Here is a 23,392-nt window from a genome sequence, read left to right on the forward strand (position 1 = left end):
GCCGCACCGAAAGTAATTTGAAGGATCCCCACATGGCCGTGACTACCGTCGCCCAATTTGCCGCCGAGCTGAACAAGCCGGCGGGCACGCTGCTGGAGCAGCTGCAAGCCGCGGGCGTCAAGAAGTCTTCCGTTGACGACTCGCTGAGCGAGACCGACAAGGAAAGCCTGCTCGACCACCTGCGTACCTCCCATGGCACTGCCGGTGGTGAGCGCAAGAAGATCACCCTCGTCAAGAAGTCGACGACCGAGATCAAGCAGGCTGATGCCTCTGGCAAGGCTCGCACCATCCAGGTCGAAGTGCGCAAGAAGCGCACCTTCGTCAAGCGTGACGACGCCTCCGACGAGTCCTCCGCCGGCGCTGAGGAAGCCGATCTGGCCCGCCGCGAGGAAGAGGCCCAGGCCCAGGCCGCCGCATTGCGCGCCCAGGAAGAGGAACTCGCCGCCAAGGTCAAGGCCCGCGAGGAAGCCGAACGCACCGCCCGGGAAGCCGCCGCCAAGGCTGCAGCCGAAGCCGCTGCCGCTGAAGCTGCCGCGAAGGCTGCTGCCGAAGCCGCTGCCGCTGAAGCTGCCAAGGTCGAAGCCAAATCCGAAGACAAGGCCGACGACCAGGCTGAGGCCCGCGCACGCAACGCTGCTGCTGCCGCCGCCGAAGCCGCTGCCATCAACAAGGCCGCCTCCAAGCGGGGTGCCAAGGCTGCTGCGCCCGCGCCGGCTCCGGAACCCGAAGTCGTCGCCCCGCCGCCGCCCGCACCCGCTCCCGAAGTGGTCGCTCCGCCGCCGCCGGCCCCCGAGGCCGCCAAGCCGGCGCTGCGCGTCGTCAAGGCCGTCGATGCCGCTGCCGAAGAGAAGCAGAAGCAGGACGACCTGGCTCGCCGCCGCAAGGCCGCCGAGGACGAGGCCGCCAAGATCCGCGCCATGATGAATGCACCCAAGAAGGTGCTGGTCGCGGCCAAGAAGGAAGAACCCAAGCCGGTCGAAGCCGCTGCGGGCATCAAGGGCACCATCCACAAGAAGGCCGGTGCTCCTGGCGCGGCACCGGCCGCTGCAGGCGCTGGTGCAGGCGCCGGCAAGCCGGGCGACAAGAAGTCGGTCAAGTCCGAGAAGCTGTCGTCGAGCTGGGCCGATGACGCCGCCAAGAAGCGTGGCCTCAAGACCATTGGTGCCGGCCCCGCCGGCGCGAATCGCCCGGGTGGCGGTGGCAACTGGCGTGCTCCGGCGCGCGGTGGTGCCGGCGGCCGTCGAGGCGACCGTGGTGGCAATGGCCAGTCCAACTTCCAGGCACCTGCAGAAATGCAGATCCAAGAGGTGCACGTCCCCGAGACCATCTCGGTGGCCGATCTCGCCCACAAGATGTCGGTCAAGGCCGCCGAGGTCATCAAGCAGTTGATGAAGCTGGGCCAGATGGTCACCATCAACCAGCAGCTCGACCAAGAGACGGCCATGATCCTGGTCGAGGAAATGGGCCACAAGGCCTTCGCCGCCAAGCTGGACGATCCGGACGCCTTCCTCGAAGAAGAGGGCACCACCGAGCAGCAGCACGAATCGCTGTCGCGCGCCCCGGTGGTCACCGTCATGGGTCACGTCGACCACGGCAAGACCTCGCTGCTGGACTACATCCGTCGTTCGCGTGTCGCGGCTGGCGAAGCCGGCGGCATCACGCAGCACATCGGCGCCTACCACGTCGAAACGCCGCGCGGCATGATCACCTTCCTGGACACCCCGGGTCACGCGGCCTTCACGGCCATGCGTGCTCGCGGTGCCAAGGCCACCGACATCGTCATCCTGGTTTGTGCCGCGGATGACGGCGTCATGCCCCAGACCAAGGAAGCCATCCACCACGCGAAGGCCGCTGGCGTGCCCATCGTGGTCGCCATGACCAAGATCGACAAGCCCGACGCCAACGCCGAGCGCGTCAAGAGCGAGCTGGTGGCCGAGCAGGTCGTGCCGGAAGAGTTCGGTGGTGATTCGCCCTTCATCGGCGTGTCTTCCAAGACGGGCCAGGGCATCGACGATCTGCTGGAGCAGGTGCTGCTGCAGGCCGAAGTGCTGGAACTGAAGGCCCCGGTCGAATCCATGGCCAAGGGCCTGGTCATCGAAGCCAAGCTGGACAAGGGCCGCGGCCCGGTCGCCACCGTCCTGGTGCAGAGCGGCACGCTCAAGCGCGGCGACGTCGTGCTGGCCGGCTCCACCTTCGGCCGCGTGCGCGCCATGCTGGACGAAGACGGCAAGGCCACCAACGAGGCTGGCCCGTCCATCCCCGTCGAGATCCAGGGCCTGACCGAAGTGCCGCAGGCCGGTGACGAGTTCATGGTGCTGGGCGACGAACGCCGTGCCCGTGAAGTGGCCACCTTCCGCCAGGGCAAGTACCGCGACGTCAAGCTGGCCAAGCAGCAGGCCGCCAAGCTCGAGAACATGTTCAGCGAAATGGGTGCCGGCGACGTGCAGACCCTGCCGCTGATTATCAAGAGCGACGTGCAGGGCTCGCAGGAAGCGCTGGCCGCCTCGCTGCTCAAGCTCAGCAATGCCGAGGTCAAGGTGCAGATCGTCCACGCGGCGGTCGGCGGCATCAGCGAAAGCGACATCAACCTCGCCATCGCCTCCAAGGCCGTCATCATCGGCTTCAATGTGCGTGCCGACGCCGGCGCGCGCAAGCTGGCCGAGGGCAATGCCGTGGACCTGCGTTACTACAGCATCATCTACGACGCTGTGGACGACGTGACCAAGGCCATGTCCGGCATGCTGGCGCCCGAGCAGCGCGAAGAGGCCCTCGGTACCGCCGAGATCCGCGTCGTGTTCGTCGCTTCCAAGATCGGCACGGTGGCCGGTTCCATGGTCACCAGCGGCCTGGTCCGTCGTGGTGCCAAGTTCCGCCTGCTGCGCGACAACACCGTGGTCTACACGGGTGAAGTCGAGTCGGTGCGCCGCGAGAAGGACGACGTCCGCGAAGTCAAGGAAGGCTTCGAGTGCGGTATCAAGCTCAAGAACTACAGCGACATCAAGGAAGGTGATCAGCTCGAGTTCTTCGAAATCAAGGAAGTGGCCCGCACGCTCTGACCTCCAGACCCGAGGGTTAACCCCGCCCCTCGGGGCGGGGTTTGTTCTTTCAGGAAACCGCCATGAGACACAAACGCGCCATCCCCAACCGAGCTTTTCGCGTCGCCGACCAGATCCAGCGTGATCTGGCCGAGCTGATCCGTGAGCTGAAGGATCCGCGCATTGGCATGGCGACCATCAGCGCGGTCGAAGTCACACCCGACTACGCCCACGCCAAGGTCTTCTTCTCGGTGCTGATCGGCGATGCCGCCGAGACCCAGGTCGCGCTGAACGAGGCCGCCGGCTTCCTGCGCAACGGCCTGTTCAAGCGCCTGCAGATCCACACCGTGCCCACCTTGCATTTCCAGTTCGACCGCACCACCGAGCGCGCGGCCGAGATGACGGCGCTGATCCACAAGGCCAATGCCACGCGAGCGATCGAGGACGAGGAGCCGAATGACTGAAGCTGCGGTCGCCGCGAAGCCTCAACGGGTACGCATCCAGCGTCGCCCGCTGCACGGCGTGTTGTTGCTCGACAAGCCGCTGGGCCTGTCGAGCAACGACGCGTTGCAGAAGGCCAAATGGCTGCTGCGCGCCGAGAAGGCCGGTCACACCGGCACGCTGGACCCGCTGGCCACCGGCCTGCTGCCGCTGTGCTTCGGCGCGGCCACCAAGTTCAGCCAGGCCAGCCTGGATGCCGACAAGCGTTATCTCGCGACCCTGGCCCTGGGCATCCGCACGACAACCGGTGACGCCGAGGGTGAGGTGCTGGAGCGCCACGACGTCGACGGCATCACCCGCGAGCAGGTCGAAGCCGCCTGCGCCGCCTTCACCGGCGAGATAGCCCAGACGCCGCCGATGTACTCGGCGCTGAAGCACGAAGGCAAGGCCCTCTACGAATACGCCCGTGCCGGCGTCGAGATCGAGCGCAAGAGCCGTCGCGTGACGATTCATGCCATCGACATCGTCGCCATGCAGGCTGGCACCGTGACCCTCGACGTCCGTTGCACCAAAGGCACCTATATCCGCACGCTGGCCGAAGACATCGGCGCGAAGCTGGGCGTCGGCGCCTCGCTGGCGGCCCTGCGCCGCACGGGCTCCGGCGGCCTGACGCTGGACGGCGCCGTGACGCTCAGCGCAATCGAAGCCATGCCTGACGAGGCCCGCGCCGCGCTGCTCACGTCCCCCGATCGCCTGCTGGCCGAATCCCCCGAGCTGCGCCTGGACGCTTCGGAAGCTGCCCGCTTCCTGTCCGGCCTGCGCCGCCGCGTGAATGCGCCCGACGCCGAGCGCGTGCGCGTCTACGGCCCCGAATCGCGCGCCTTCCTCGGCAGCGCCCACATCACTTCTGGCGAACTGATCGCCGATCGCCTGTTGACCCCACCGGAGGTCCAGGCTCTGCTTTCCGCCTGATCCGGTTTTTTTCGAAGCATCACCATGACCACCCCGATCCGCAACATCGCCATCATTGCCCACGTTGACCACGGCAAGACCACCATGGTCGACCAGCTGCTGCGCCAGAGCGGCACCTTCGCCGACCATGAAAAGGTCGTCGACACCGTCATGGACAGCAACGCCATCGAACGCGAGCGCGGCATCACCATCCTGGCCAAGAACTGCGCGGTCAGCTGGGGCGGCACCCACATCAACATCGTCGACACGCCCGGACACGCGGACTTCGGCGGCGAAGTCGAACGCGCCCTGTCCATGGTGGACGGCGTCGTGCTGCTGATCGACGCCCAGGAAGGCCCGATGCCGCAGACCCGTTTCGTCACGAAGAAGGCGCTGGCCCTGGGCCTGAAGCCCATCGTCGTCGTCAACAAGGTCGACAAGCCCGGTGCCAAGCCCGACGCCGTCATCAATGCCGCCTTCGACCTGTTCGACAAGCTCGGCGCCACCGATGAGCAGCTCGACTTCCCCGTCGTCTATGCCTCGGGCATCAACGGCTGGACCTCGCTGACCGAAGGCGCGCCCGGCGAGCAGTGGGGCCCCGACATGTCGGCCCTGTTCGACACCGTGCTCAAGCATGTGCCCGCCCAGTCGGGTGACCCGGCTGCCCCGCTGCAGCTGCAGATCTCGGCCCTGGACTTCTCCACCTTCGTCGGCCGCATCGGCGTGGGCCGCATCAGCCAGGGCACCATCAAGCCCGGCATGCAGGTCGCCGTCATGGAAGGCCCGGACGGCAAGAGCGTCAACGGCCGCATCAACCAGGTGCTGACCTTCCACGGCCTGGACCGCGTGCAAGTGACCGAAGCCGGCCCCGGCAACATCGTGCTGGTCAACGGCATTGAAGAGATCGGCATCGGCGTCACCGTGACCGACCCGGCCAACCCCACGCCGCTGCCCATGCTGAAGGTGGACGAGCCGACGCTGACGATGAACTTCTGCGTCAACACCAGCCCCCTGGCCGGCCGTGAAGGCAAGTACGTCACCAGCCGCCAGATCTGGGACCGCCTGCAGAAGGAACTGCAGCACAACGTGGCCCTGCGCGTCAGCGAGACCGACGAAGACGGCATCTTCGAGGTCTGCGGCCGCGGCGAACTGCACCTGACCATCCTGCTGGAAAACATGCGCCGCGAAGGCTACGAGCTGGCCGTCTCCAAGCCGCGCGTGATGTTCAAGGACGTGGACGGCCAGAAGCAGGAACCGATGGAGCTGGTCACCGCCGACGTCGAAGAGACCCATCAGGGCGGCGTCATGCAGGCTCTGGGCCTGCGCAAGGGCGAGATGCTGAACATGGAGCCGGACGGCCATGGCCGCGTGCGCCTGGAGTACCGCATCCCCGCGCGTGGCCTGATCGGCTTCGCCAACGAGTTCATGAACCTGACCCGCGGCTCGGGCCTGATCTCGTCCATCTTCGATGGCTACGAAAACCACAAGGGCGACATCGGCGGCCGCAAGAACGGCGTGCTGATCTCCATGGACGACGGCGAGATCTTCACCTACGCCCTGGGCAAGCTGGACGACCGCGGCCGCATGTTCGTCAAGCCCAATGACCCGGTCTACGAAGGCATGATCGTCGGCATCCACAGCCGCGACAACGACCTCGTCGTCAACGCCACTCGCACCAAGCAGCTGACCAACTTCCGCGTCAGCGGCAAGGAAGATGCCATCAAGATCACGCCGCCCATCGACCTGACGCTGGAATACGGCGTGGACTTCATCGATGACGACGAGCTGGTCGAGATCACACCCAAGAGCGTGCGCCTGCGCAAGCGCCACCTGTCGGAGAACGAGCGGAAGCGTGCGTCCCGCGCCTAAGCGCGGACCACCCACTCCCGCTCGCCCTCCGCGCGTGCCGCGGTTGAACGTTTGGCTCCCCCCAGCCCCCCTCCAAGAGGGTGGCTCTAGCTAGAGATTTGCCCGCGCCCCGTTTACGGGGCGCTCTTGTTTGATGACGCACCGTTCGGCCGTTTTGCTGATGCTGCTGGTCACGCTGCTGTGGAGTTCGGCGGGCGTGGTCACGCGGCATCTGGATGCGGCGCGGGGTTTCGAGATCACCTTCTGGCGCAGCAGCTTCAATGCCCTGGCCCTGGTGGTCATCCTCGGCTTCATGCGGGGCAGGGCGCTGCTGGGCAGCCTCAAGGGGCGCGCGGTCTGGGCCTCTGGCGTCTGCTGGGCCGTCATGTTCACGGCCTTCATGGTGGCGCTGTCGCTGACGACGGTGGCCAATGTGCTGGTGACGATGTCGCTGTCGCCGCTGTTCACGGCGGTGTTCGCTCGGGTCTTTCTGCATCAGCCGGTGCCGACGCGCACCTGGTGGGCCATCGCGATTGCCGGCGCCGGCATCGCCTGGATGTTCGGCGGCCAGCTGGGTGGACCTTTGCTCGGTGTCTTCGTCGCCCTGGGCGTGCCGCTGGCGGCCGCCAGCAACTGGTGCCTGCTGCAGAAGGTGGGGCAGGGCAGCGGGACCGACATGCTGCCGGCCGTGTTGATCGGTGCGCTGATCTCCATGGCCGCCATGCTGCCGCTGGCCTGGCCGCTGCAGGCCGGTGCGCACGACCTGGAGTTGCTTGCGCTGCTCGGCGTTTTCCAGCTTGCCGTGCCCTGCCTGCTGGCGGTGCGCATCGCTCGCGAGCTGCCCAGCCATGAAATTGCGCTGCTCGGCCAGGCCGAAACCCTGCTTGGCGTGCTCTGGGCCTGGCTCTTTGCGGGCGAACACCCAGGCAGCGCGGCCCTGATCGGCGGTAGCCTCGTGCTTGCCGCGCTGATTGCCAACGAGGCCCTGGCGCCGCCCTCCGTCAAAACCGTTTCCCTGAAGAAAGCATGAGCGACCTGATGCCGACCCTCGTGTCCGATGGCCAGATCTTGGCCGAGGTCAATGGCTGCCTCGGCCTGATCACGCTGAACCGTCCGCAGGCCCTGAATGCGCTGTCGCTGGCCATGATCCGCGACATGACGACGCTGCTGCGCCACTGGGCGTCGCGCCCCGAGATCCAGGCCGTGGCCGTGCTGGGCGCGAGCCGCGGTGAAGGCAAGCCGCCGGCCTTCTGCGCCGGTGGCGACATCCGCTTCTTCCATCAGGCCGCCCATGCCGGCGACCCGGCCCTGGGCGACTTCTTCACCGAGGAATACCGCCTCAACCATCTCATCCACCACTACCCCAAGCCCTATATCGCGCTGATGGACGGCATCGTCATGGGCGGTGGCATGGGCATCAGCCAGGGCGCCAAACTGCGCGTGTTGTCCGAGCGCTCCAAGCTCGCCATGCCCGAGACCGGCATCGGCCTCTTTCCCGACGTCGGTGGCGGCTACTTCCTCGCGCAATGCCCGGGCCATGTCGGCGAATGGCTGGCCCTGACCGGTCACGCCATCGCGGCCGGTGATGCCATCGAATGGGGCCTGGGCGACGTCTACGTGCCGGCTTCGCAGTGGACGGACCTGGTCCAGGCGCTGCGGGTCAGCCCCCAGCCCAGTGCCGAGCATGTGGTGGCGACGGTCATGGAGCGCGTCGACCTCGCACCCACGGCCGACCCCAAGGCCGCCGCCGAGCGCATCGACCGCCACTTCGGCGAGCCGACGCTGGCGGGCATCCTCGACTCCCTGGCGGCGGCCAGCGACGACTGGGCACGCCAGACCCACGCCACCCTGCTGACGCGTTCGCCGACCATGATGGCGGTGACGCTGGAACTGGTGCGCCGCGGCCGCAAGCTCAGCCTGGCCGACGACCTGCGCCTGGAACGCGACCTGGTGCACCACGCCTTCCAGTCGCGCGGCGCCGCGCGCAGCGAGACTGTCGAGGGCATCCGGGCACTGGCCGTGGACAAGGATCACGCGCCGCGCTGGAACCCTGCCGCCGTGGCCGACATCGACGCAGCCGAGGTGGCCGCCTTCTTTGTCAGCCCGTGGAGCCCGGCCGACCATCCGCTGCGCGACCTGAGCTGAAGCTGTCGCCCCCCGGATCGGGGGTTGGCCGGCTACACGCGTCTCCAGACACTCGCGGAAATTTTTCACGAACCACGGAGACATTGATGCGCAAGCTGCTCACGACCGCCCTGCTGGCCGCCGGTTTCATTGGCCAGGCCGCCCAAGCCGCGCCGGTGCAGTGGACTGTTGCCTCCGGCGGCAATGACCATTACTACGAGTTCATCGACAGCAATGTCACCTGGGCCGACGCCTTCAAGGCCGCCCAGAGCATGAGCTTCATGGGCATGACGGGCTATCTGGCCACCGTCACCAGCGCCGGCGAGAACCGCTTCGCCTCGGTCACCGTGGCCGGTAGCGTGCTGGCCTGGCTGGGCGCTTCTGACGACGGCCACGAAGGCACGTTCACCTGGCGTGACGGCCCCGAGAACGGCCAGGCCCTGACCTATACCAACTGGAACCCGAACGAGCCGAACAACTGCTGCGGTGGCGAGAACTATCTGCAGACCAACTGGGCCACTCCCATGGGCTGGAACGACCATGGTGGCCCGGGCAATGCCGGCCAGGTCAACGGCTTCCTGGTCGAGTTCAGCGCCAACACGGTGCCCGAGCCCGCCAGCCTGGCTCTCGTGATGACGGCCGCTCTGGCCGGTGTCGGCGTGGCCCGCCGCCGCGGCCGCCGCTAAGCCCTCCAGCTCCAGCATTTCTCAACGCCCGCGTCGGCCCGACGCGGGCGTTGCCATTTGCGGCCCGGGATAATCGGGCCCGTGACTGCTGCCCTTTCTTCCCGGTTCTCTCCCTGGCGCCTGTCCGTCGCACCGTGATGGATGGCACCGACAAAGGATGAAAGGCCCCGTCAAATCAAGTCTTCAGGTGAAGTCGGCGCCGGTCGTGTTGCACTTCTGTTCCTCCGAGAAGCGGGCCGACGCGCACTAGAGGGAGATCCGGATGGCTGACGCTGACCCATTTCAGATGCACGAAGACAAGCTCAAGGCCGATGCGTTGATCAAGGTCAACGACCGGCTGGACACGGTGCGCACTGAGATCGCCAAAGCGACGATTTTGCTCAACAGTGGCGCTATCGTTGCTACGCTGGGTTTCATGCAGGCCTTGGCGGGCAAAGGCGTCGGCTCAGCGTTTCTTACATCTGGCATTGCCGCCTGTGCATGCTTCGCCGTGGGCTCGATAGCTGCGGTCTACAGCTTCTTCGCGCGTCACGACAGCATCTGGTGGCACAAGGCTGGCCAGATCAAGCTGGCTGCCAAAGCTGCGGGGCGCACGGAGCGGCGGCTCAACGCTTCCGTTTTTCTATTCGGCGGTGGAGTGCTGCTGGTGCTTTGGGGCGCCAACGCTGCCCTGCGGGAGCCCGCCCCATCCGCGCCGTTAATAGCGCCAGGCACGGGCTCGGCACCCGTGGCTCATGTGGCGGCCAGTTCGGCCAGCAAATAGAGGCGTCATCAACTGGCGCTGGCCAGTTGCTGGGCCTCTTTTATGGCCGCCGCGCGGGGATCGTCGAGTTACTTGGCCAAGTCGGTCAGGTGTACCCCCTTGTCGCTCTTCTGGCTGCTGGGGTCGATGCGGACCACCGGCAGCGTTATCTCCCCCAGCGTGGCCTTGCGCAGGAACTTGTCGGCGCTGAGATGTGGGAAGTAGTCGTTCGCGACGACGTCGACGGGGATGACGGCCTTGCCGTCGTACTGGGCCATCAGCAGGAACCTGAGGCCGCCTATGCGCTCCACGCCACGATCTGCCCGCCAGCGGGTCCCCTCGGCCGGCCGCTTGAGCTGGGCGATGTGCCTGTGCCTCGCGTGTGGCTTGACCGGTTGCGCGACGCCAGCGCCGACATCGCGGGTCATTGACCCGCCGCCCGCCGGACTGGCGGCAGTCTGCGCGGCAGGCGCTGACTACCCGGCTGGGGCTTCCGCGCCCCTTGGCCTGGCCCTCGACGTCGTCGCCCGTGAAGCCGCGGCAGCCGACTGCCGTGCGCGCCACGGGGGCATTGGTGAGCGCCTGGCCCAAATGTCACCCAAGCGATGCCTAGCGAAGTGAGAGCGGCTCTTGATGCACTAATTCAAACGCTGCAACAGGCCCCTGGCGTGCCTCATGAGCAGAGAGTCGAGGTTATTGAAGTGCTGGAGCAGGTCAAGGCTGAGGCAGCGAAGGAGAAACCGAACAAGCTCAAGCTCGGTGGGCTGCTGAGCGGCGTCGGCGGCACGATTCAAGCTATCGGAGCTGCGCCAGACGCATGGGCTGCTGTCACGGGCTGGGCAGACACGCTCAAGGCGTTCGTCTCTTAGCGACAAACCAGTAAGACCCGGGTGTCGATCTCGGGTGGCTTTGCTCCGGGCCATTCACGACAGCGCATTGAGACGCCCGAACTCTCGTCCGTAGCACTGCAATTGCTGATTGTGATCCGCTGGCGGTGCTACAGAAGTGGCGTCTACTCGTTCTCGGCTACGCGCGCCGCGTGCTCGCGTGGACAATAGGTGCTGTGAGCGAGCAGAGCATGAAGAGTGGAACTGAGCGAATGGAAGTTGGCGAAAATTGCCGCTACCACAATCCTTGGCGGTTGTCAATTGCGCCGATGATGGACTGGACCGATCGCCACTGCCGCTATTTCCACCGGCTCATCACCCGCCAGACCCTGCTCTACACCGAGATGGTGACGACCGGGGCGCTGCTGCATGGGGATCAACCGCGCCACCTCGACTTCAATGCCGAGGAGCATCCCGTTGCCTTGCAGCTCGGCGGCAGCGAGCCCGAGGACCTGGCCGCCTGTGCCCGGCTGGCCGAGCGCTGGGGCTATGACGAGGTCAACCTGAACTGCGGCTGCCCCAGTCCCCGCGTGCAGAAGGGGGCCTTTGGTGCCTGCCTGATGGGCGAGCCTCAACTGGTGGCCGATTGCGTCAAGGCCATGCGCGACGCGACCTCGCTGCCGGTGACCGTCAAGCACCGCATCGGCATCGACAGAAACGAGAGCTATGACTTCGTGCGCGACTTCGTCGCCACCGTCGCCGAGGCCGGCTGCGAGGTCTTCATCGTGCACGCCCGCAATGCCTGGCTGCAGGGCCTGTCGCCCAAGGAAAACCGCGAGATCCCGCCGCTGCGCTATGAACTGGTGGAGCAGCTCAAGCGCGAGTTCCCGCACTTGACCATCGCCATCAACGGCGGCCTGAAGACGCCCGACCAGATCGCCGAGCAACTCGCCGTGCTGGACGGCGTCATGATCGGCCGGGAGGCCTATCACGAGCCCTGGAGCATGGCCCAGTGGGACTCGCGCTTCTTCGGCCAGCCCGACCCGGCGGCGTCGCGCGAACAGGTCGAGGAGGCCTGGCTGGACTATCTCGAGCGCGTGCATGCCAAGGGCCGCTCCTGGGCCCATGCCATGCGCCATGCCCTGGGGCTGTGGAATGGCACGTCGGGTGCACGCCGTTGGCGCCAGGTCTGGAGCGATCACCGCCTGAAGATGCTGGCGCCGCGCGAAGTAGCGAAGCAGGCCACGGCCGCACGACTGTCGGGCGCCGCCGTCGCGGCATGACGACCGGCCGCAAGGCCGGCTTGTCGCGAACATCGGGGCATGCGCTTGCTGCTTCTCGCCCTCTTCGCCGTCTGCGGTGCCGCCCAGGCCCAGCAGATGCTGGCGCCTGGCGTCGTTCTCGTGCCCGGCGGCTTCGAGGCCGGCCGCCAGCCCGACGGCAACAGCCTGCTGCTCCAGGGCAGCGAGGGCTGGCTGCTGATCGACAGCGGCCGCCACCGGGCCCACACCGAGGCGGCGTTCAAGGCAGCGGACGGGCACGTGAGGGCGGTGCTGAACACACACTGGCATCTCGACCACCTGGGTGGCAATGCCTGGCTGCGTGCGAAACGGCCGGACCTCGAGGTCTGGGCTTCGCCCGCCGTCGCGCAGGCCTTGGCGGCTGACGGCTGGCTGAATCGCTATCGCCGCCAGCTCGCCGAGGCCCTGCCGACGGCGCCGGCCGAGCAGGCCACCGTCATGCGCGTGGACCAGGACCTGCTGAATGAGGCCGCGGCGCTGAAGCCCGACCATGAGGTGAAAACCGCATCGACGTTGAACTTGGTCGGCCGTCGACTGCAGATTGGCGTCGAGACGGCCGTCAGCGGTGGTGACCTGTGGGTGTTGGACACCGCATCGGGCACCCTGGCCGCGGGCGATCTCGTCACGCTGCCCGTGCCCTTCATGGACACCGCCTGCCCGCCGGCATGGCGTGAGGCCCTGGCGCGTGTCTCGGCCCAGCCTTTCAAGCAGGTCGTGCCCGGCCACGGCCCCGTCATGAGCCGTGCCGACTTCGAACGCTGGCGTGATGGCTTCGAAGCCCTGCTGGACTGCGCCGACCAGGGCCTGCACCCGGCCGCCTGCGCCGCCGTCTGGCGCCTGCGCGTCGACGCCTGGCTGGACGATGCCGGCCGTGCCCGCGTCAACGGCATGGTTGGCTACTATTTCAAGACCCTGCTGCAGGCTTCCACCGAACAACGTGAACGATTTTGTCGACGACCCTGACATCGGCCCGGTGCTGCCGCCGGACGAGCCGCTGTGGAGCCACGGCTTCGAGACGGCCCTGGGCCGCTGCGGCCTGGTGTGGAGCGAGCGAGGGATCGTTGCTTCATTGCTGCCCGATGCGACTGCGGCGCGGCTGAGGCGGCGCCATCCGACCGCGCAGCCAACTACCGAGCTGCCACCCCATATCGCCCATGCCGTCGCAGCCATCCGCGCCCTGCTGGCCGGCGAGGTGCGCGACTTGAGCGACATCGTTCTCGACGAGCGCGGCATCCCCGAGTTCCGCCGCCAGGTCCATGCGCTGACGCGCGCCATCCCGCCCGGCCAGACGCGCACCTACGGCGAAATCGCCAATGCCCTCGGGCAACCCGGTGCCGCCCGCGCTGTCGGCCGCGCCGAGGGCGACAACCCGTTTCCGCCCATCGTGCCCTGCCACCGCGTGATCGGGGCGGGCGGCGAACCGACGGGCTTCTCGGCGCCCGGTGGTGTCGAGACCAAGCGGCGCATGCTGCTGATCGAGGCGCGCGCGGCCGGGCAATTGGCCGGTGATCAGCAAAAGCTCTTCTGACCCGGCAGCCCCGACAATCGGGCCCTATGTCCTTTGCTTCCCTGGGCCTTGCGCCCGCCCTGCTGCGCGCCGTGCGCGAACAGGGCTATCACGCGCCCACCGCCGTGCAGGCTGCGGCGCTGCCGCCCATCCTGGCCGGTTCCGACGTGCTGGCCCTGGCCCAGACTGGCTCCGGCAAGACCGCCGCCTTCGCGCTGCCGCTGCTGCAGCGCCTGGTCGCATCGCCGCCGCGACCGGGCCCGCGTGCCCTGGTGCTGGCGCCCACCCGTGAGCTGGCGGCGCAGACGGCCGAACTGCTGCGCGAACTGGCGGCCCTGCTGATGCACCGCCCCAAGGTGGCCCTGGCCTTTGGCGGCGTCTCCATCAACCCGCAGCTGATGGCGCTGCGCGGCGGCTGCGACGTCATGGTCGCCACGCCGGGCCGCTTGCTGGACCTGCTGGACCACAACGGCCTGACGCTGCACGGCGTCGATTGCCTGGTGCTGGACGAGGCCGACCGCCTGCTCGGCCAGGGCTTTGCCGAGGAGCTGCAGCGCGTTTTGAGCCTGCTGCCGGCGCGCCGCCAGTCCCTGCTGTTCTCGGCCACCTTCCCGCCCGTCGTGCAGGCCCTGGCCGACCAGTTGCTGCGCGACCCGGTGCGCATCCAGATCGAGGAAGCGCCGCCGCGCATCAGCCAGCGCGCCATCCAGCTCGACCGCGCCCAGCGCCTGCCTGCGCTGCGCCAGCTGCTGCGCGATGCGGGCTGGGAGCGCACCCTGGTCTTTGTCGCCAGCCGCTACACGGCCGACCTGGTGTCGGACAAGCTCCACGCCCACGGCTTCAAGGCCGGCGTGCTGCATGGCGAGCTGAGCCAGGGCGCGCGCCACGATGTGCTGGCGGCGCTGAAGGCCGGCAGCGTCAAGGTGCTGGTGGCCACCGACGTGGCCGCACGCGGCCTGCATGTGGACGCGCTGGATGCCGTCGTCAACTACGAGCTGCCGCGCTCGGCCGCCGACTACACCCACCGCATCGGCCGCACCGGCCGGGCCGGAGCCGAGGGGCAGGCCGTCAGCTTCATCTGCGCGGACAGCCCCGAGAACGCCGAGAGCCATTTCCGCCTCATCGAAAAGCGCCAGGGTCAGCGCGTGCCGCGCGAGCGCCTGGCTGGCTTCGAGCCCGAGGTCGTGGCCACCGAAGCCCAGGCCACCGGCGGCATCAAGAGCACGACGCGCAAGAGCAAGAAGGACAAGCTGCGCGAGGCCGCAGCCAAGGCAGGCCAAGACCATGGGCATTGAGATCGAGCACAAATTCCTCGTCCGCGACGAGGGCTGGCGGCAGGCTGCGACGCAGCACACCCGCTTCAGTCAGGGCTATCTGAGCCGCGACCCGGCCCGCACAGTGCGCGTGCGCATTGCCGGCGAGCAAGCCTTCCTGACCATCAAGGGCGAGACCCGCGGTGCCTCGCGGGCCGAGTTCGAATACGCCATTCCCGTTGCCGACGCCCAGCAGCTGCTGGCCCTCAGCGACGGCCCCGTCGTCGAGAAGATCCGTCATCTCTGCCCTCATGAGGGCATGACCTGGGAGGTGGATGAATTCCTCGGCGCCAATGCCGGCCTCGTCGTCGCCGAGATCGAGCTGGCGGCCGAGGGCCAGGCCTTCGCCCGCCCGGCCTGGCTGGGGGCCGAGGTGACCGGCGACGCCCGCTTCGTCAACGCCAATCTGGCGGTGAAGCCCTTCACGAGCTGGTGAGGCGATGCGTCCGTTTGGGCGGCGGCTGCGTAGACAGGGCAAGCCCATGTCACACGCAGGCAATGCCCGCGACCGACCATGCACGCCGTGCCTGTTTTCCTGTCATCACTGCTGAGCAAGACCCGCGTTGGCGTGCTGATGCTGCTGATCGTCGTGCTGCCGCTGCACAGCGTGACCCAGCTCGTCGCCGGCGTGCAGGGCCATCGCCATGTGCACACGGGCTCGATGCTGTCTGGGCTCATGCAACCGCTGCAGGCCGTGTTGGATCGCCTGCATGCTGCTCAGGACCCGCGCCTGGCCGGCGTGAGCCGCCAGGCCGCCGATGGCTGGCACGAGCATGGCGGCGTGCTGCACAAGCATTCTCGGGACACGCATGACGCCGTCGATGTCGGCGATGCGGGCGACGAGGCCCAGCAGGCCGGCGCCACCGTTTTCATCGCCTGGTTGCCGACCTCCTGGAGCTGGGCGGACGGCCAGGGGGGCGAACGTCCCGCCGAGCCGGCGGTCAACTGGCGTGACCGCGTCGTCGCGCCCCCGCTGACGCCGCCCCGCGGCTGACCCTTCTCCATCCGTCTTCTTCCGATGGTGGCCTGTCCGCTTGCGACAGGCCGCGGCTGTGCGCGTCCGCGCGCCGTTCGAGAACACCCATGTCCCCACGATTCAAGCCGACCTTGTTGGCGCCCGCCTGCCTGTTTCTGGCAGCGGCGGCCCAGGGCCAATCCGAGAACGTCGCGATGCTGGAGCGCGTGCAGGTCGCCGGCCGCCACTACGACAACGCGGTCGGCAGCTCCGATGCCGCGTCCGAGGGTGTCATCCGTGCCGAGCTGCTGAAAAGTCGGCCCGCGCTGCGCCCAGGCGAGGTGCTGGAATTCGTGCCCGGCCTCATCGTCACCCAGCACTCCGGCGACGGCAAAGCCAACCAGTACTTCCTGCGCGGCTTCAACCTCGACCATGGCACCGACTTCGCCACCACCGTCAACGGCATGCCGGTCAATATGCCGACGCACGGCCACGGCCAGGGCTATTCGGACCTGAACTTCCTCATCCCCGAACTGGTCGACCGCATCGACTACCGCAAGGGGCCCTACTTCGCCCGCAACGGTGACTTCGCTGCCGCAGGCTCGGCCGATATCGCCTACCGCAACATGCTGGACGAGAGCTTTGCCGCGCTGACCCTGGGCCAGCGCCACTTCCAGCGCTTTGTCGGCGCGGGCTCCACGGCCATTGGCGCTGAGCTGAAGCTGCTGGGGGCCGTCGAGGTGCAGCACAACGACGGGCCCTGGACCCTGCCCGAGCATCTGCGCAAGAGCAATGGCGTGCTGACGCTGTCGGCCGGCACGCGGGCCGAGGGCTGGAGCGCCAGCCTGATGGGCTATGACGCCCGCTGGACGTCGACCGACCAGGTGCCCGAGCGCCTGCTGGCGGGCACGTTCAACGGCCAGCCTGGCTTCGAAAATTTTGGCCGCTTCGATGCCATCGACAAGAGCGACGGTGGCGAGACCCGGCGCAGCAGCCTGTCCGGGGAATGGCATCGCGTCACCGACAGCGAGACCACTCACGTCGCGGCCTATGCGATGGACTACCGCCTGCAGCTCTTCTCCAACTTCACGTATGCGATGGAGAGGCCCGCCGACGGCGACCAGTTCTCGCAGCAGGACCGTCGCAAGGTCTATGGCTTCACGGCCAGCCATGCCGTCGATCACCGTCTCGGAGAGCTGCCGGCTCGCAGCGAGATCGGCCTGCAACTGCGCCAGGACCGCATCCGCGTCGGCCTCTTCGATACCGTGGAGCGCCGCGTCACCGCGACGACGCGCGACGACGAGGTGCGCCAGACCCAGCTCGGCGTCTATGGTCAGACCTCGATCGAGCTGACGCCCTGGTTGCGCAGCGTCGTCGGCCTGCGCGCCGATCAGGCCCGCTTCCGGGTCGATGCGCTGACCAACGCCGCCAACGCCGGCAGCGCCTCGGCCCATCTGCTCTCACCCAAGCTGTCGTTGATTGCCGGCCCCTGGAGCAAGACCGAGTTCTTCTTCAATGCCGGCCGCGGCTTTCACAGCAACGATGCGCGCGGGACGACGGCGACGGTGGATCCCAAGACCGGCGCTGCCGTCGACAAGGTGCCGGGCCTGGTCGCGGCGCGCGGCCTGGAGCTGGGGGCGCGTACGGAGTGGGTACCGGGCCTGCAGAGTTCGCTGGCCCTGTGGAAGCTCGACTTCGACTCCGAGCTCGTCTACGTCGGCGACGCGGGTGCCACCGAGGCCAACGCGCCCAGCAAGCGCCATGGCGTCGAGTGGAACAACCGCTATGTGCCGGTGCCGTGGCTGCTGGTTGACGCCGACCTGGCGTGGACGCATGCGCGCTTTGCCAGCGGCGATCGCGTTCCGAATGCCGTCGACAAGGTGGCGTCGCTGGCCGTCACGCTGCGTGAGCTCGGGCCCTGGTCGGCCAGCCTGCACTGGCGTTATCTGGGCTCGGGTGCGCTGGTCGAGGACAACAGCGTGCGTTCGCGGTCCTCGCTGACGACCAATCTGCGCTTCAGCCGCAAGCTGTGGGGCAGCGGCGAGCTGACCTTCGATGTCTTCAACCTGGGCAACCGCAGGGTCAACGACATCGAGTATTTCTACGAATCCCAGCTGCCCGGCGAGGCCGCGCCGGTCGCCGACCGGCACGTCCATCCCGCCGAGCCACGCACGCTGCGCGTGACGCTCAAGCTCGGCTTTTGAAGGCTCACCAGGGAGCAGCTTCCTCAGCCAGCGGCTCGGTCGACAAGGCGGCCGGCGCGGCGGGGGCCGTGCCTGCGGCCGCGAAGTCATGCTCGCCGCCCAGGCCGGCGATCAGCGCCGGGATCAGGCGGCCCAGCTCGCCGGTGGCCAGGGCCAGGTCGGCGTCGAAGGCTTCGTCGCCGCTGGCTTCGGCCCGGCCCTCGAAGGCCAGGTCCAGAAAGCTGATCTTCTTGATCGTGAAGCCCTCGGTCAGCGTGAAGGCGACGCGTTCGTTCCAGCTCAGGGCCAGTCGGGTCGGCATCTTGCCGCTGGTCAGATGGGCGCGCACTTCCTCGATGTCCAGCGGGTGGCGGGCGTAGCGCACGACGGGCTTCTGCTCGTCGCTGCCCTTGAGCTCGCACTCGCGTTCGATCTGGAAGCCTTCGGGCGTCACGCCGTCTAGCAGCCAGGCGGCCATGCAGGCGGCGGGGCTCTCGGCGGTCTGCACCAGCTGCAGGCTGAGGCCGGCGCTGGCCTGGATCAGCAGCGTGACGACTTCGTCGGCGCGGCTGCTGGAGCCGGCGTCAACGAAGAGCAGGCCCTGCTTGGGCGCGATCCAGACCTGGGTGGCCGAGGTCTTGGTGAAGGCGCGCGGCAGCAGCTCGTGCGTGGCCTGTTCCTTCAGGTCCTTCTTGGCCTTCTTGCCAGGCTTGCGGCCCGTCGTGGCTTCGATGTGCTCGGCCAGCTCGTCGATGCGTTCCTGCACGACGGAGGAGGGCAGCAGGCGCTGCTCGCGCTTGAGCTTGATGAGCCAATGGCCGTCGACGACCTCGACGAGGGGGGCGTGCTCGATGCCGCGCGGCGGCGCCCAGCCGACGGCCAGGGGCTGGGTGGGGGCGCAGGCGAGGAAGGGTTCCTTGGCGAGCTGTTCCGCGAGCAGCTGGGCGTCGGCCGTCCAGCCTTCGCCGATGCGGTAGGTGATCAGGTTCTTGAACATGGGCGCTGGAGAAACGAGAAGCCCGCCAGCGGCGGGCTTCGAAAACTGAGCGCCTATTGTCTCAGGTCCGGTGGCAGCGCTTAGGCCAGCCGCGGCTCGTCCATGACCTGGCGCAGCAATTTTTCGAACACTTCGACCGACTGGCCGCCCTGGATCAGGTGGCGCTGGTTGACGATGATGGCCGGCACCGCGTGGATGCCCTGGGCATGCGCCTCGGCCTCGGCCGCGCCCACCTCGGCGTCGTACTGGCGGCTGTCCAGCACGTCCCTGGCACCCGCTTCGGGCAGGCCGGCGGCGACGGCCAGTTCCAGCAGCACGGCACGGTCGGAGACGTCGCGACCCTCCGTGAAATACGCCTTCAGCATCGCCACCTTCAGCTGGCGCTGCACGGCCCCGCCGAAAGCCTCGTCGGCCCAGTGCAGCAGGCGGTGTGCGTCACGCGTGTTGTAGATGCGGCTGCGCGCTTCCGAGCGGAAATCGAAGCCCAGGGTGGCGCCGCGTTCGCGGATGGCCTGGCGCGTGCCGGCCAGTTGGGCCGGGCTGGCACCGTACTTCTCGGCCAGATGCTCGCCGATGTCCTGGCCTTCGGGGCCCATGCCGGGGTTCAACTCGAAGGGATGGAAGTGCAGGTCCAGTTCCAGTCCGGGAATGCGCGCGGCCGCGGCTTCCAGGGAATACAGGCCGATGGCGCACCACGGGCAGACGATGTCGGAGATGAAGTCGATACGCATGCGCCGGATTGTCCCAGGCAACGCCAAGACCGCACGGCGGCCGGGTGCTTGAACAAGCGTTACCGTCGCGCCTCGAAAGGATTGCCTGATGACCGATGCCTACGCCCCGCCCAAGGTCTGGACCTGGAACAAGGACAACGGCGGCCAGTTCGCCAGCATCAACCGCCCGGTTGCCGGGTCGACGCACGACAAGGCGCTGCCCGTCGGTCGCCATCCGCTGCAGCTCTATTCACTGGCCACGCCCAATGGCGTCAAGGTGACCATTCTGCTGGAGGAGTTGCTGGCCCTGGGCCACAGCGGCGCCGAGTACGACGCCTGGCTGATCCGTATCAACCAGGGCGAGCAGTTCGGCAGCGGCTTCGTCGAGGCCAATCCCAATTCCAAGATTCCTGCCCTGGTGGACCACAGCGGACCTGAGCCGGTGCGGGTCTTCGAATCGGCTGCCATCCTGATGTACCTGTCCGAGAAGTTCGGCGGCGCCTTCATGCCGCGAGGTGCGGCCCGCGCCGAGGCCTTGAGCTGGCTGTTCTGGCAGATGGGCAGCGCGCCATTTCTGGGGGGCGGCTTCGGGCATTTCTATGCCTATGCACCGACCAAGCAGGAATACCCCATCGACCGCTATGCCATGGAGGTCAAGCGCCAGCTCGATGTGCTGGACCGGCTGCTGGCCGGGCGCTGCTATCTGGCGGGCGACGAGTACAGCCTGGCGGACATGGCCACCTGGCCCTGGTATGGCGCCCTGGTCAAGGGCCAGCTCTATGGGGCCGGTGAGTTCCTGTCGGTGCAGGAGTACACCCACGTCATCCGCTGGGCCGACGAGATTGCCCAGCGCCCGGCGGTGCAGCGCGGCCGCATGGTCAACCGCACCTGGGGGGAAGCCAACACCCAGTTGCATGAACGGCATGAGGCCAGCGACTTCGAGACCCGGACCCAGGACAAACTCGCGCCCTGATCAGCGAAGGGCATGGGATGGGATCGGATCATTGATTGCCCTCTACGGCATCACGTTCGAGCTGCCCCCTGGCGCCGACGCAGCAGCAGCTCGGCCGCCGCACCCAGGGCCACTCCGACGGTATAGGCCAGCAGGTCCAGGGCATGGAAGCCCGAGCCCAGCACCAGATGGCCGAGGGTCGTATGGCGGATCGCGTTGATCCAGTCGGCCTGGTAGAGCTGGCTGAACTCGACGGCGAACGATGTGGCCAATGCAGCGGCTGCGGTATGGGCGACGGGCCAACTGGGGCGGGCCAGTCCAAAGAGCAGCATCACCATCAGCGCCCAGAGCGCGTCACCGGGATACTTGCCGAGGGCGGCCGGCAGCAGGCCGGGATAGCGGCGCGAGGCCAGGCCGGCGGCGATGACCACCAGCACCAGCGCGGCGTAGGTAAGACGGTTGCGATGGCGCGGCGTGCGGGGCGGCATCAGGGCGGACTATCGCGAGCCGAAGCGTGCCTTGGCGGCTTCGGTGACGGGGCTGAAGAGCGCCACGAGGCTGCCTTCAGGGTCGCGCAGCTGCGCCGACTTGTTTCCCCAGGGCATCATCTTCGGCTCGTGGACCCAGCTCGCCTTGTCCTGGAGGCGCGCGTACTCCGCATCGACGTCGGCGACCATGAATTCGAGGATGGCCGTCCGATTGGCCGCCGGCTCGGCACTGCCTTCCTTGAACAAGGCGACGGTGTCGGCGCTGCCAATGGCCAGCGTCGCAGACGGCGTCACGATTTCCGCGAACACGGGCGCCAGCCATTCGGCCTTCCGGTCGGTCAGGAGTTCGTAGAAGGCGACCATGGCCTGGATGTCGGCGGCAATCAGTCGGGTGGAGGCGAATTTCATCTTCAATGCTCAGGTCGGCTGCCGGTGTGCAGCGGGCTGTGCATCTTGCGAGACCCGTGCTGACAGTCGATGTCAGCACAAGGCAACAGACCTCCGGCCGATCAACCCAGCTTTCTATCGCTAGGCCGCGCCAGATAGAACCACTCGGTGCCCGGCTGCGACTTCACGTTGGGAAAGACGATGCGGCCTTCGCTGGGTGCCAGCACGGCCTCGCCGCTGGCGCGGGTGCCGATCTTCTGGCCTTGCTCGATGGCATCGAAGCTGGCCCATTCGCGCTCGAAGCCGTCGCCCAGGTCTTCGCGATCGATGACGTCGTAGAGCTGCAGCAGCTCGGGCGCCTGCGCGGGGCGATGCGGCTCGACGGCGCTCTCGTCCAGCATGCCCAGGAAGACCAGGGTGCGCAGGATGGCCAGGCGGGCGACCGCGGGGCCGTTGGGGTCCAGGTGCTGGCCGCATTCCAGCGTGATGGCCCAGCCGCCGGTGGAGCGCATGTATTCGGTGGTGCCGACGCCGTAATGCGGATCGGAGATCAGCGCGGCGCGGCGCGAGCCGTCGTGCTCGCGCTGCTGGCGTCGCTGCAGGCCCAGGGCATAGGTGGACAGCCAGCCCTCGACGATGCGGCTCACGCCCAGGCGCGCGGCCAGGGCCGATTCGGTGGTCTCCTGCGAGAAGGGCTCCAGTTCGCCCGTGTTGTTGCGCGGGCCGATCATGGCGAAGGCCGGGCCGTTGCCCTGGAAGCTGTGCAGATCCAGGATGCCGTCATGCTGGGCGATCAGCGGGCACAGCACGCGCGCCACGCGGTCCTCGAAATCATGGGCGATGACGGGCGGGCGCAGGTTGCGGTTGAGGTTGCGGTCACCCTCGCGGCGGTTCAGCTGGTGGGCCAGCGGGTTGACGATGGGCACCAGGGTCAGGGTGCCGCGCCTGAGCACCAGCTCGCCGGCGTCCAGCTGGCGAATGATCTCGGCCATGGCTTTCGTGCCGTGGATCTCGTTGCCATGCACGGCGCCGGTGACGAGCAGGCGCGGGCCGGTCTGCAGGCCGGCGAACTGGTGGACGCGAATATGGGTCGGTGAAGTCATGGCTTGAGCAGGTCGGAAGACAGGGCCTGGCCGGCGGGGAAGACGCGGCGGGGCAAATCGGACACCGGCTGGCCGGCGCGGCAGGCGACCAGGCGGTAAAGGGTGGCGAAGGCGAAGTCGGGCACTTCCTCGCCGGCGCCCAGCACCAGCTCGCCGCCACGGCGCACGGCGTCGGCCAGGAAGGAGGGCAGACGCAGGTGATAGGGGTTGCGGGCGATCTCGCCGGTGTGACGCTCCAGCGCGGCGATCAATCGGGCCGTGTCGGCCACGTTGGTCTGCACCAGGGCGTTGGGCTGCTCCTGCGTGGACCAGAACTCGGTCAGGGCGAGCACCGTGTCCAGGCGGGCGGCGGCGATGGCTGCGACGACGACGCGGTGTACGCCGCGATGGCTGGGGTTGTCGTCCAGCGCATGCGGGGCCAGCACCAGGGCAGGGCGGTGCTCGGTGAGGATGGCGGCCAGGGCCTGCACATGCTCGTCATTCACCGAGTCGGCGCGGACGTCGGACAGGCCGTCCTCGCCGACGCGGATGCAGTCGAAGCCCAGCACCTCGCAGGCATCCACCAGCTCGGCCCAGCGGGCTTCGCGACGCTCGGGATTGCTGCCCAGGGTCACCGCGACATTGCTGATGCGCCAGCCGGCCTCCTGCTGCAGGCGCAGCGGCAGGGCGCCGACGATGCATTCGTCGTCGGGGTGGGGCGCAAAGACCAGGCAATGGCCGGGGAGGGCCTCAGGCGCAGGCGGGGTGCTGCGGTCGGGCGGGTTGCCCAGCAGGGCAGCGAAACGCTTCAGGTGCTCGCGCCAGCGGGCGAGATCGGCTTCCAGGGACGACATCCCGGCATC

General features: G+C 67.9%; 24 protein-coding genes. 17 read left to right on the forward strand and 7 right to left on the reverse strand.

Going from position 1 to position 23,392, the window contains the following annotated elements; translation table 11 throughout:
* Positions 1-32 precede the first annotated feature (32 nt).
* From infB to AC3WOE_RS02610, 8 genes are all read left to right on the forward strand, one after another.
* Positions 33-3,056, forward strand: coding sequence for a translation initiation factor IF-2 (gene infB / locus AC3WOE_RS02575; protein ID WP_492688026.1), 3,024 nt, complete (start codon positions 33-35; stop codon positions 3,054-3,056).
* Positions 3,057-3,118: 62 nt separating this feature from the next.
* Positions 3,119-3,499: a 30S ribosome-binding factor RbfA gene (gene rbfA / locus AC3WOE_RS02580; RefSeq protein ID WP_492688028.1), complete on the forward strand. Its 381-nt coding sequence runs from the start codon at positions 3,119-3,121 to the stop codon at positions 3,497-3,499.
* Positions 3,492-4,448 (forward strand): tRNA pseudouridine(55) synthase TruB, encoded by a 957-nt coding sequence (truB, locus tag AC3WOE_RS02585; protein ID WP_492688030.1) that lies wholly within the window; start codon positions 3,492-3,494, stop codon positions 4,446-4,448. The genes rbfA and truB overlap by 8 nt, the downstream gene beginning before the upstream one ends.
* Positions 4,449-4,472: 24 nt before the next feature.
* Positions 4,473-6,296, forward strand: a complete 1,824-nt coding sequence (gene typA, locus AC3WOE_RS02590) for a translational GTPase TypA (protein ID WP_492688031.1) — start codon at positions 4,473-4,475, stop codon at positions 6,294-6,296.
* A 133-nt stretch (positions 6,297-6,429) separates the two neighbouring features.
* Positions 6,430-7,305, forward strand: a complete 876-nt coding sequence (locus AC3WOE_RS02595; RefSeq protein WP_492688033.1) for a DMT family transporter — start codon at positions 6,430-6,432, stop codon at positions 7,303-7,305.
* On the forward strand, positions 7,302-8,420 hold the full coding sequence (locus AC3WOE_RS02600) for an enoyl-CoA hydratase/isomerase family protein (RefSeq protein WP_492688035.1): 1,119 nt from the start codon (positions 7,302-7,304) through the stop codon (positions 8,418-8,420). The genes AC3WOE_RS02595 and AC3WOE_RS02600 overlap by 4 nt, the downstream gene beginning before the upstream one ends.
* 86 nt (positions 8,421-8,506) lie before the next feature.
* Positions 8,507-9,085, forward strand: coding sequence for a lectin-like protein (locus AC3WOE_RS02605; protein WP_492688037.1), 579 nt, complete (start codon positions 8,507-8,509; stop codon positions 9,083-9,085).
* Between the two features lie 262 nt (positions 9,086-9,347).
* Positions 9,348-9,848, forward strand: coding sequence for a hypothetical protein (locus AC3WOE_RS02610; RefSeq protein WP_492688039.1), 501 nt, complete (start codon positions 9,348-9,350; stop codon positions 9,846-9,848).
* 68 nt (positions 9,849-9,916) lie between these two features.
* Here the strand turns inward: AC3WOE_RS02610 and AC3WOE_RS02615 are convergent, their stop codons facing one another.
* On the reverse strand, positions 9,917-10,255 hold the full coding sequence (locus tag AC3WOE_RS02615) for a pyocin activator PrtN family protein (RefSeq protein WP_492688041.1): 339 nt from the start codon (positions 10,253-10,255) through the stop codon (positions 9,917-9,919).
* A 177-nt stretch (positions 10,256-10,432) separates the two neighbouring features.
* Between AC3WOE_RS02615 and AC3WOE_RS02620 the strand changes: the two genes are divergently transcribed.
* From AC3WOE_RS02620 to AC3WOE_RS02655, 8 genes are all read left to right on the forward strand, one after another.
* On the forward strand, positions 10,433-10,696 hold the full coding sequence (locus AC3WOE_RS02620) for a hypothetical protein (RefSeq protein ID WP_492688043.1): 264 nt from the start codon (positions 10,433-10,435) through the stop codon (positions 10,694-10,696).
* A gap of 287 nt (positions 10,697-10,983) precedes the next feature.
* Entirely contained in the window at positions 10,984-11,937 is a 954-nt protein-coding gene (dusA, locus tag AC3WOE_RS02625) for a tRNA dihydrouridine(20/20a) synthase DusA (RefSeq protein WP_492688045.1), read from the forward strand.
* A 39-nt stretch (positions 11,938-11,976) separates the two neighbouring features.
* Entirely contained in the window at positions 11,977-12,918 is a 942-nt protein-coding gene (locus tag AC3WOE_RS02630) for an MBL fold metallo-hydrolase (RefSeq protein WP_492688047.1), read from the forward strand.
* Positions 12,893-13,483 carry a methylated-DNA--[protein]-cysteine S-methyltransferase gene (locus AC3WOE_RS02635; RefSeq protein ID WP_492688049.1) on the forward strand — a complete coding sequence of 197 codons (591 nt, stop codon included), beginning with the start codon at positions 12,893-12,895 and terminating at the stop codon, positions 13,481-13,483. Before AC3WOE_RS02630 ends, AC3WOE_RS02635 begins: the two co-directional genes overlap by 26 nt.
* Positions 13,484-13,509: 26 nt before the next feature.
* Positions 13,510-14,757 carry a DEAD/DEAH box helicase gene (locus tag AC3WOE_RS02640; RefSeq protein ID WP_492688051.1) on the forward strand — a complete coding sequence of 416 codons (1,248 nt, stop codon included), beginning with the start codon at positions 13,510-13,512 and terminating at the stop codon, positions 14,755-14,757.
* On the forward strand, positions 14,747-15,211 hold the full coding sequence (locus AC3WOE_RS02645) for a CYTH domain-containing protein (RefSeq protein WP_492688053.1): 465 nt from the start codon (positions 14,747-14,749) through the stop codon (positions 15,209-15,211). Before AC3WOE_RS02640 ends, AC3WOE_RS02645 begins: the two co-directional genes overlap by 11 nt.
* 87 nt (positions 15,212-15,298) lie before the next feature.
* Positions 15,299-15,769: a hypothetical protein gene (locus tag AC3WOE_RS02650; RefSeq protein ID WP_492688055.1), complete on the forward strand. Its 471-nt coding sequence runs from the start codon at positions 15,299-15,301 to the stop codon at positions 15,767-15,769.
* Between the two features lie 89 nt (positions 15,770-15,858).
* Positions 15,859-17,934 carry a TonB-dependent receptor gene (locus tag AC3WOE_RS02655; RefSeq protein WP_492688057.1) on the forward strand — a complete coding sequence of 692 codons (2,076 nt, stop codon included), beginning with the start codon at positions 15,859-15,861 and terminating at the stop codon, positions 17,932-17,934.
* A 4-nt stretch (positions 17,935-17,938) separates the two neighbouring features.
* Here AC3WOE_RS02655 and AC3WOE_RS02660 read toward each other — a convergent pair whose 3' ends face one another.
* Together AC3WOE_RS02660 and AC3WOE_RS02665 are read right to left on the reverse strand one after the other, a co-directional pair.
* Positions 17,939-18,910, reverse strand: a complete 972-nt coding sequence (locus AC3WOE_RS02660) for a recombination-associated protein RdgC (protein ID WP_492688058.1) — start codon at positions 18,908-18,910, stop codon at positions 17,939-17,941.
* Between the two features lie 80 nt (positions 18,911-18,990).
* On the reverse strand, positions 18,991-19,641 hold the full coding sequence (locus AC3WOE_RS02665; RefSeq protein ID WP_492688059.1) for a DsbA family oxidoreductase: 651 nt from the start codon (positions 19,639-19,641) through the stop codon (positions 18,991-18,993).
* A gap of 88 nt (positions 19,642-19,729) precedes the next feature.
* On the opposite strand from AC3WOE_RS02665, the gene yghU reads away from it, so the two are divergent.
* Positions 19,730-20,593 (forward strand): glutathione-dependent disulfide-bond oxidoreductase, encoded by an 864-nt coding sequence (gene yghU, locus AC3WOE_RS02670; RefSeq protein WP_492688061.1) that lies wholly within the window; start codon positions 19,730-19,732, stop codon positions 20,591-20,593.
* Positions 20,594-20,643: 50 nt separating this feature from the next.
* Here yghU and AC3WOE_RS02675 read toward each other — a convergent pair whose 3' ends face one another.
* The 4 genes from AC3WOE_RS02675 to AC3WOE_RS02690 all read right to left on the reverse strand — a co-directional run bounded on the left by AC3WOE_RS02675 (position 20,644) and on the right by AC3WOE_RS02690 (position 23,383).
* Positions 20,644-21,060 carry a ribosomal maturation YjgA family protein gene (locus AC3WOE_RS02675; protein WP_492688062.1) on the reverse strand — a complete coding sequence of 139 codons (417 nt, stop codon included), beginning with the start codon at positions 21,058-21,060 and terminating at the stop codon, positions 20,644-20,646.
* Between the two features lie 9 nt (positions 21,061-21,069).
* A complete protein-coding gene (locus tag AC3WOE_RS02680) occupies positions 21,070-21,468 on the reverse strand; it encodes a VOC family protein (RefSeq protein WP_492688064.1) in 399 nt (132 codons plus the stop codon).
* Positions 21,469-21,569: 101 nt separating this feature from the next.
* Entirely contained in the window at positions 21,570-22,550 is a 981-nt protein-coding gene (locus AC3WOE_RS02685) for a succinylglutamate desuccinylase/aspartoacylase family protein (protein ID WP_492688066.1), read from the reverse strand.
* Positions 22,547-23,383 (reverse strand): PIG-L deacetylase family protein, encoded by an 837-nt coding sequence (locus AC3WOE_RS02690; protein ID WP_492688068.1) that lies wholly within the window; start codon positions 23,381-23,383, stop codon positions 22,547-22,549. Before AC3WOE_RS02690 ends, AC3WOE_RS02685 begins: the two co-directional genes overlap by 4 nt.
* Between the last annotated feature and the right edge of the window lie 9 nt (positions 23,384-23,392).

Source organism: Roseateles sp. FW305-36, from assembly GCF_058787015.1.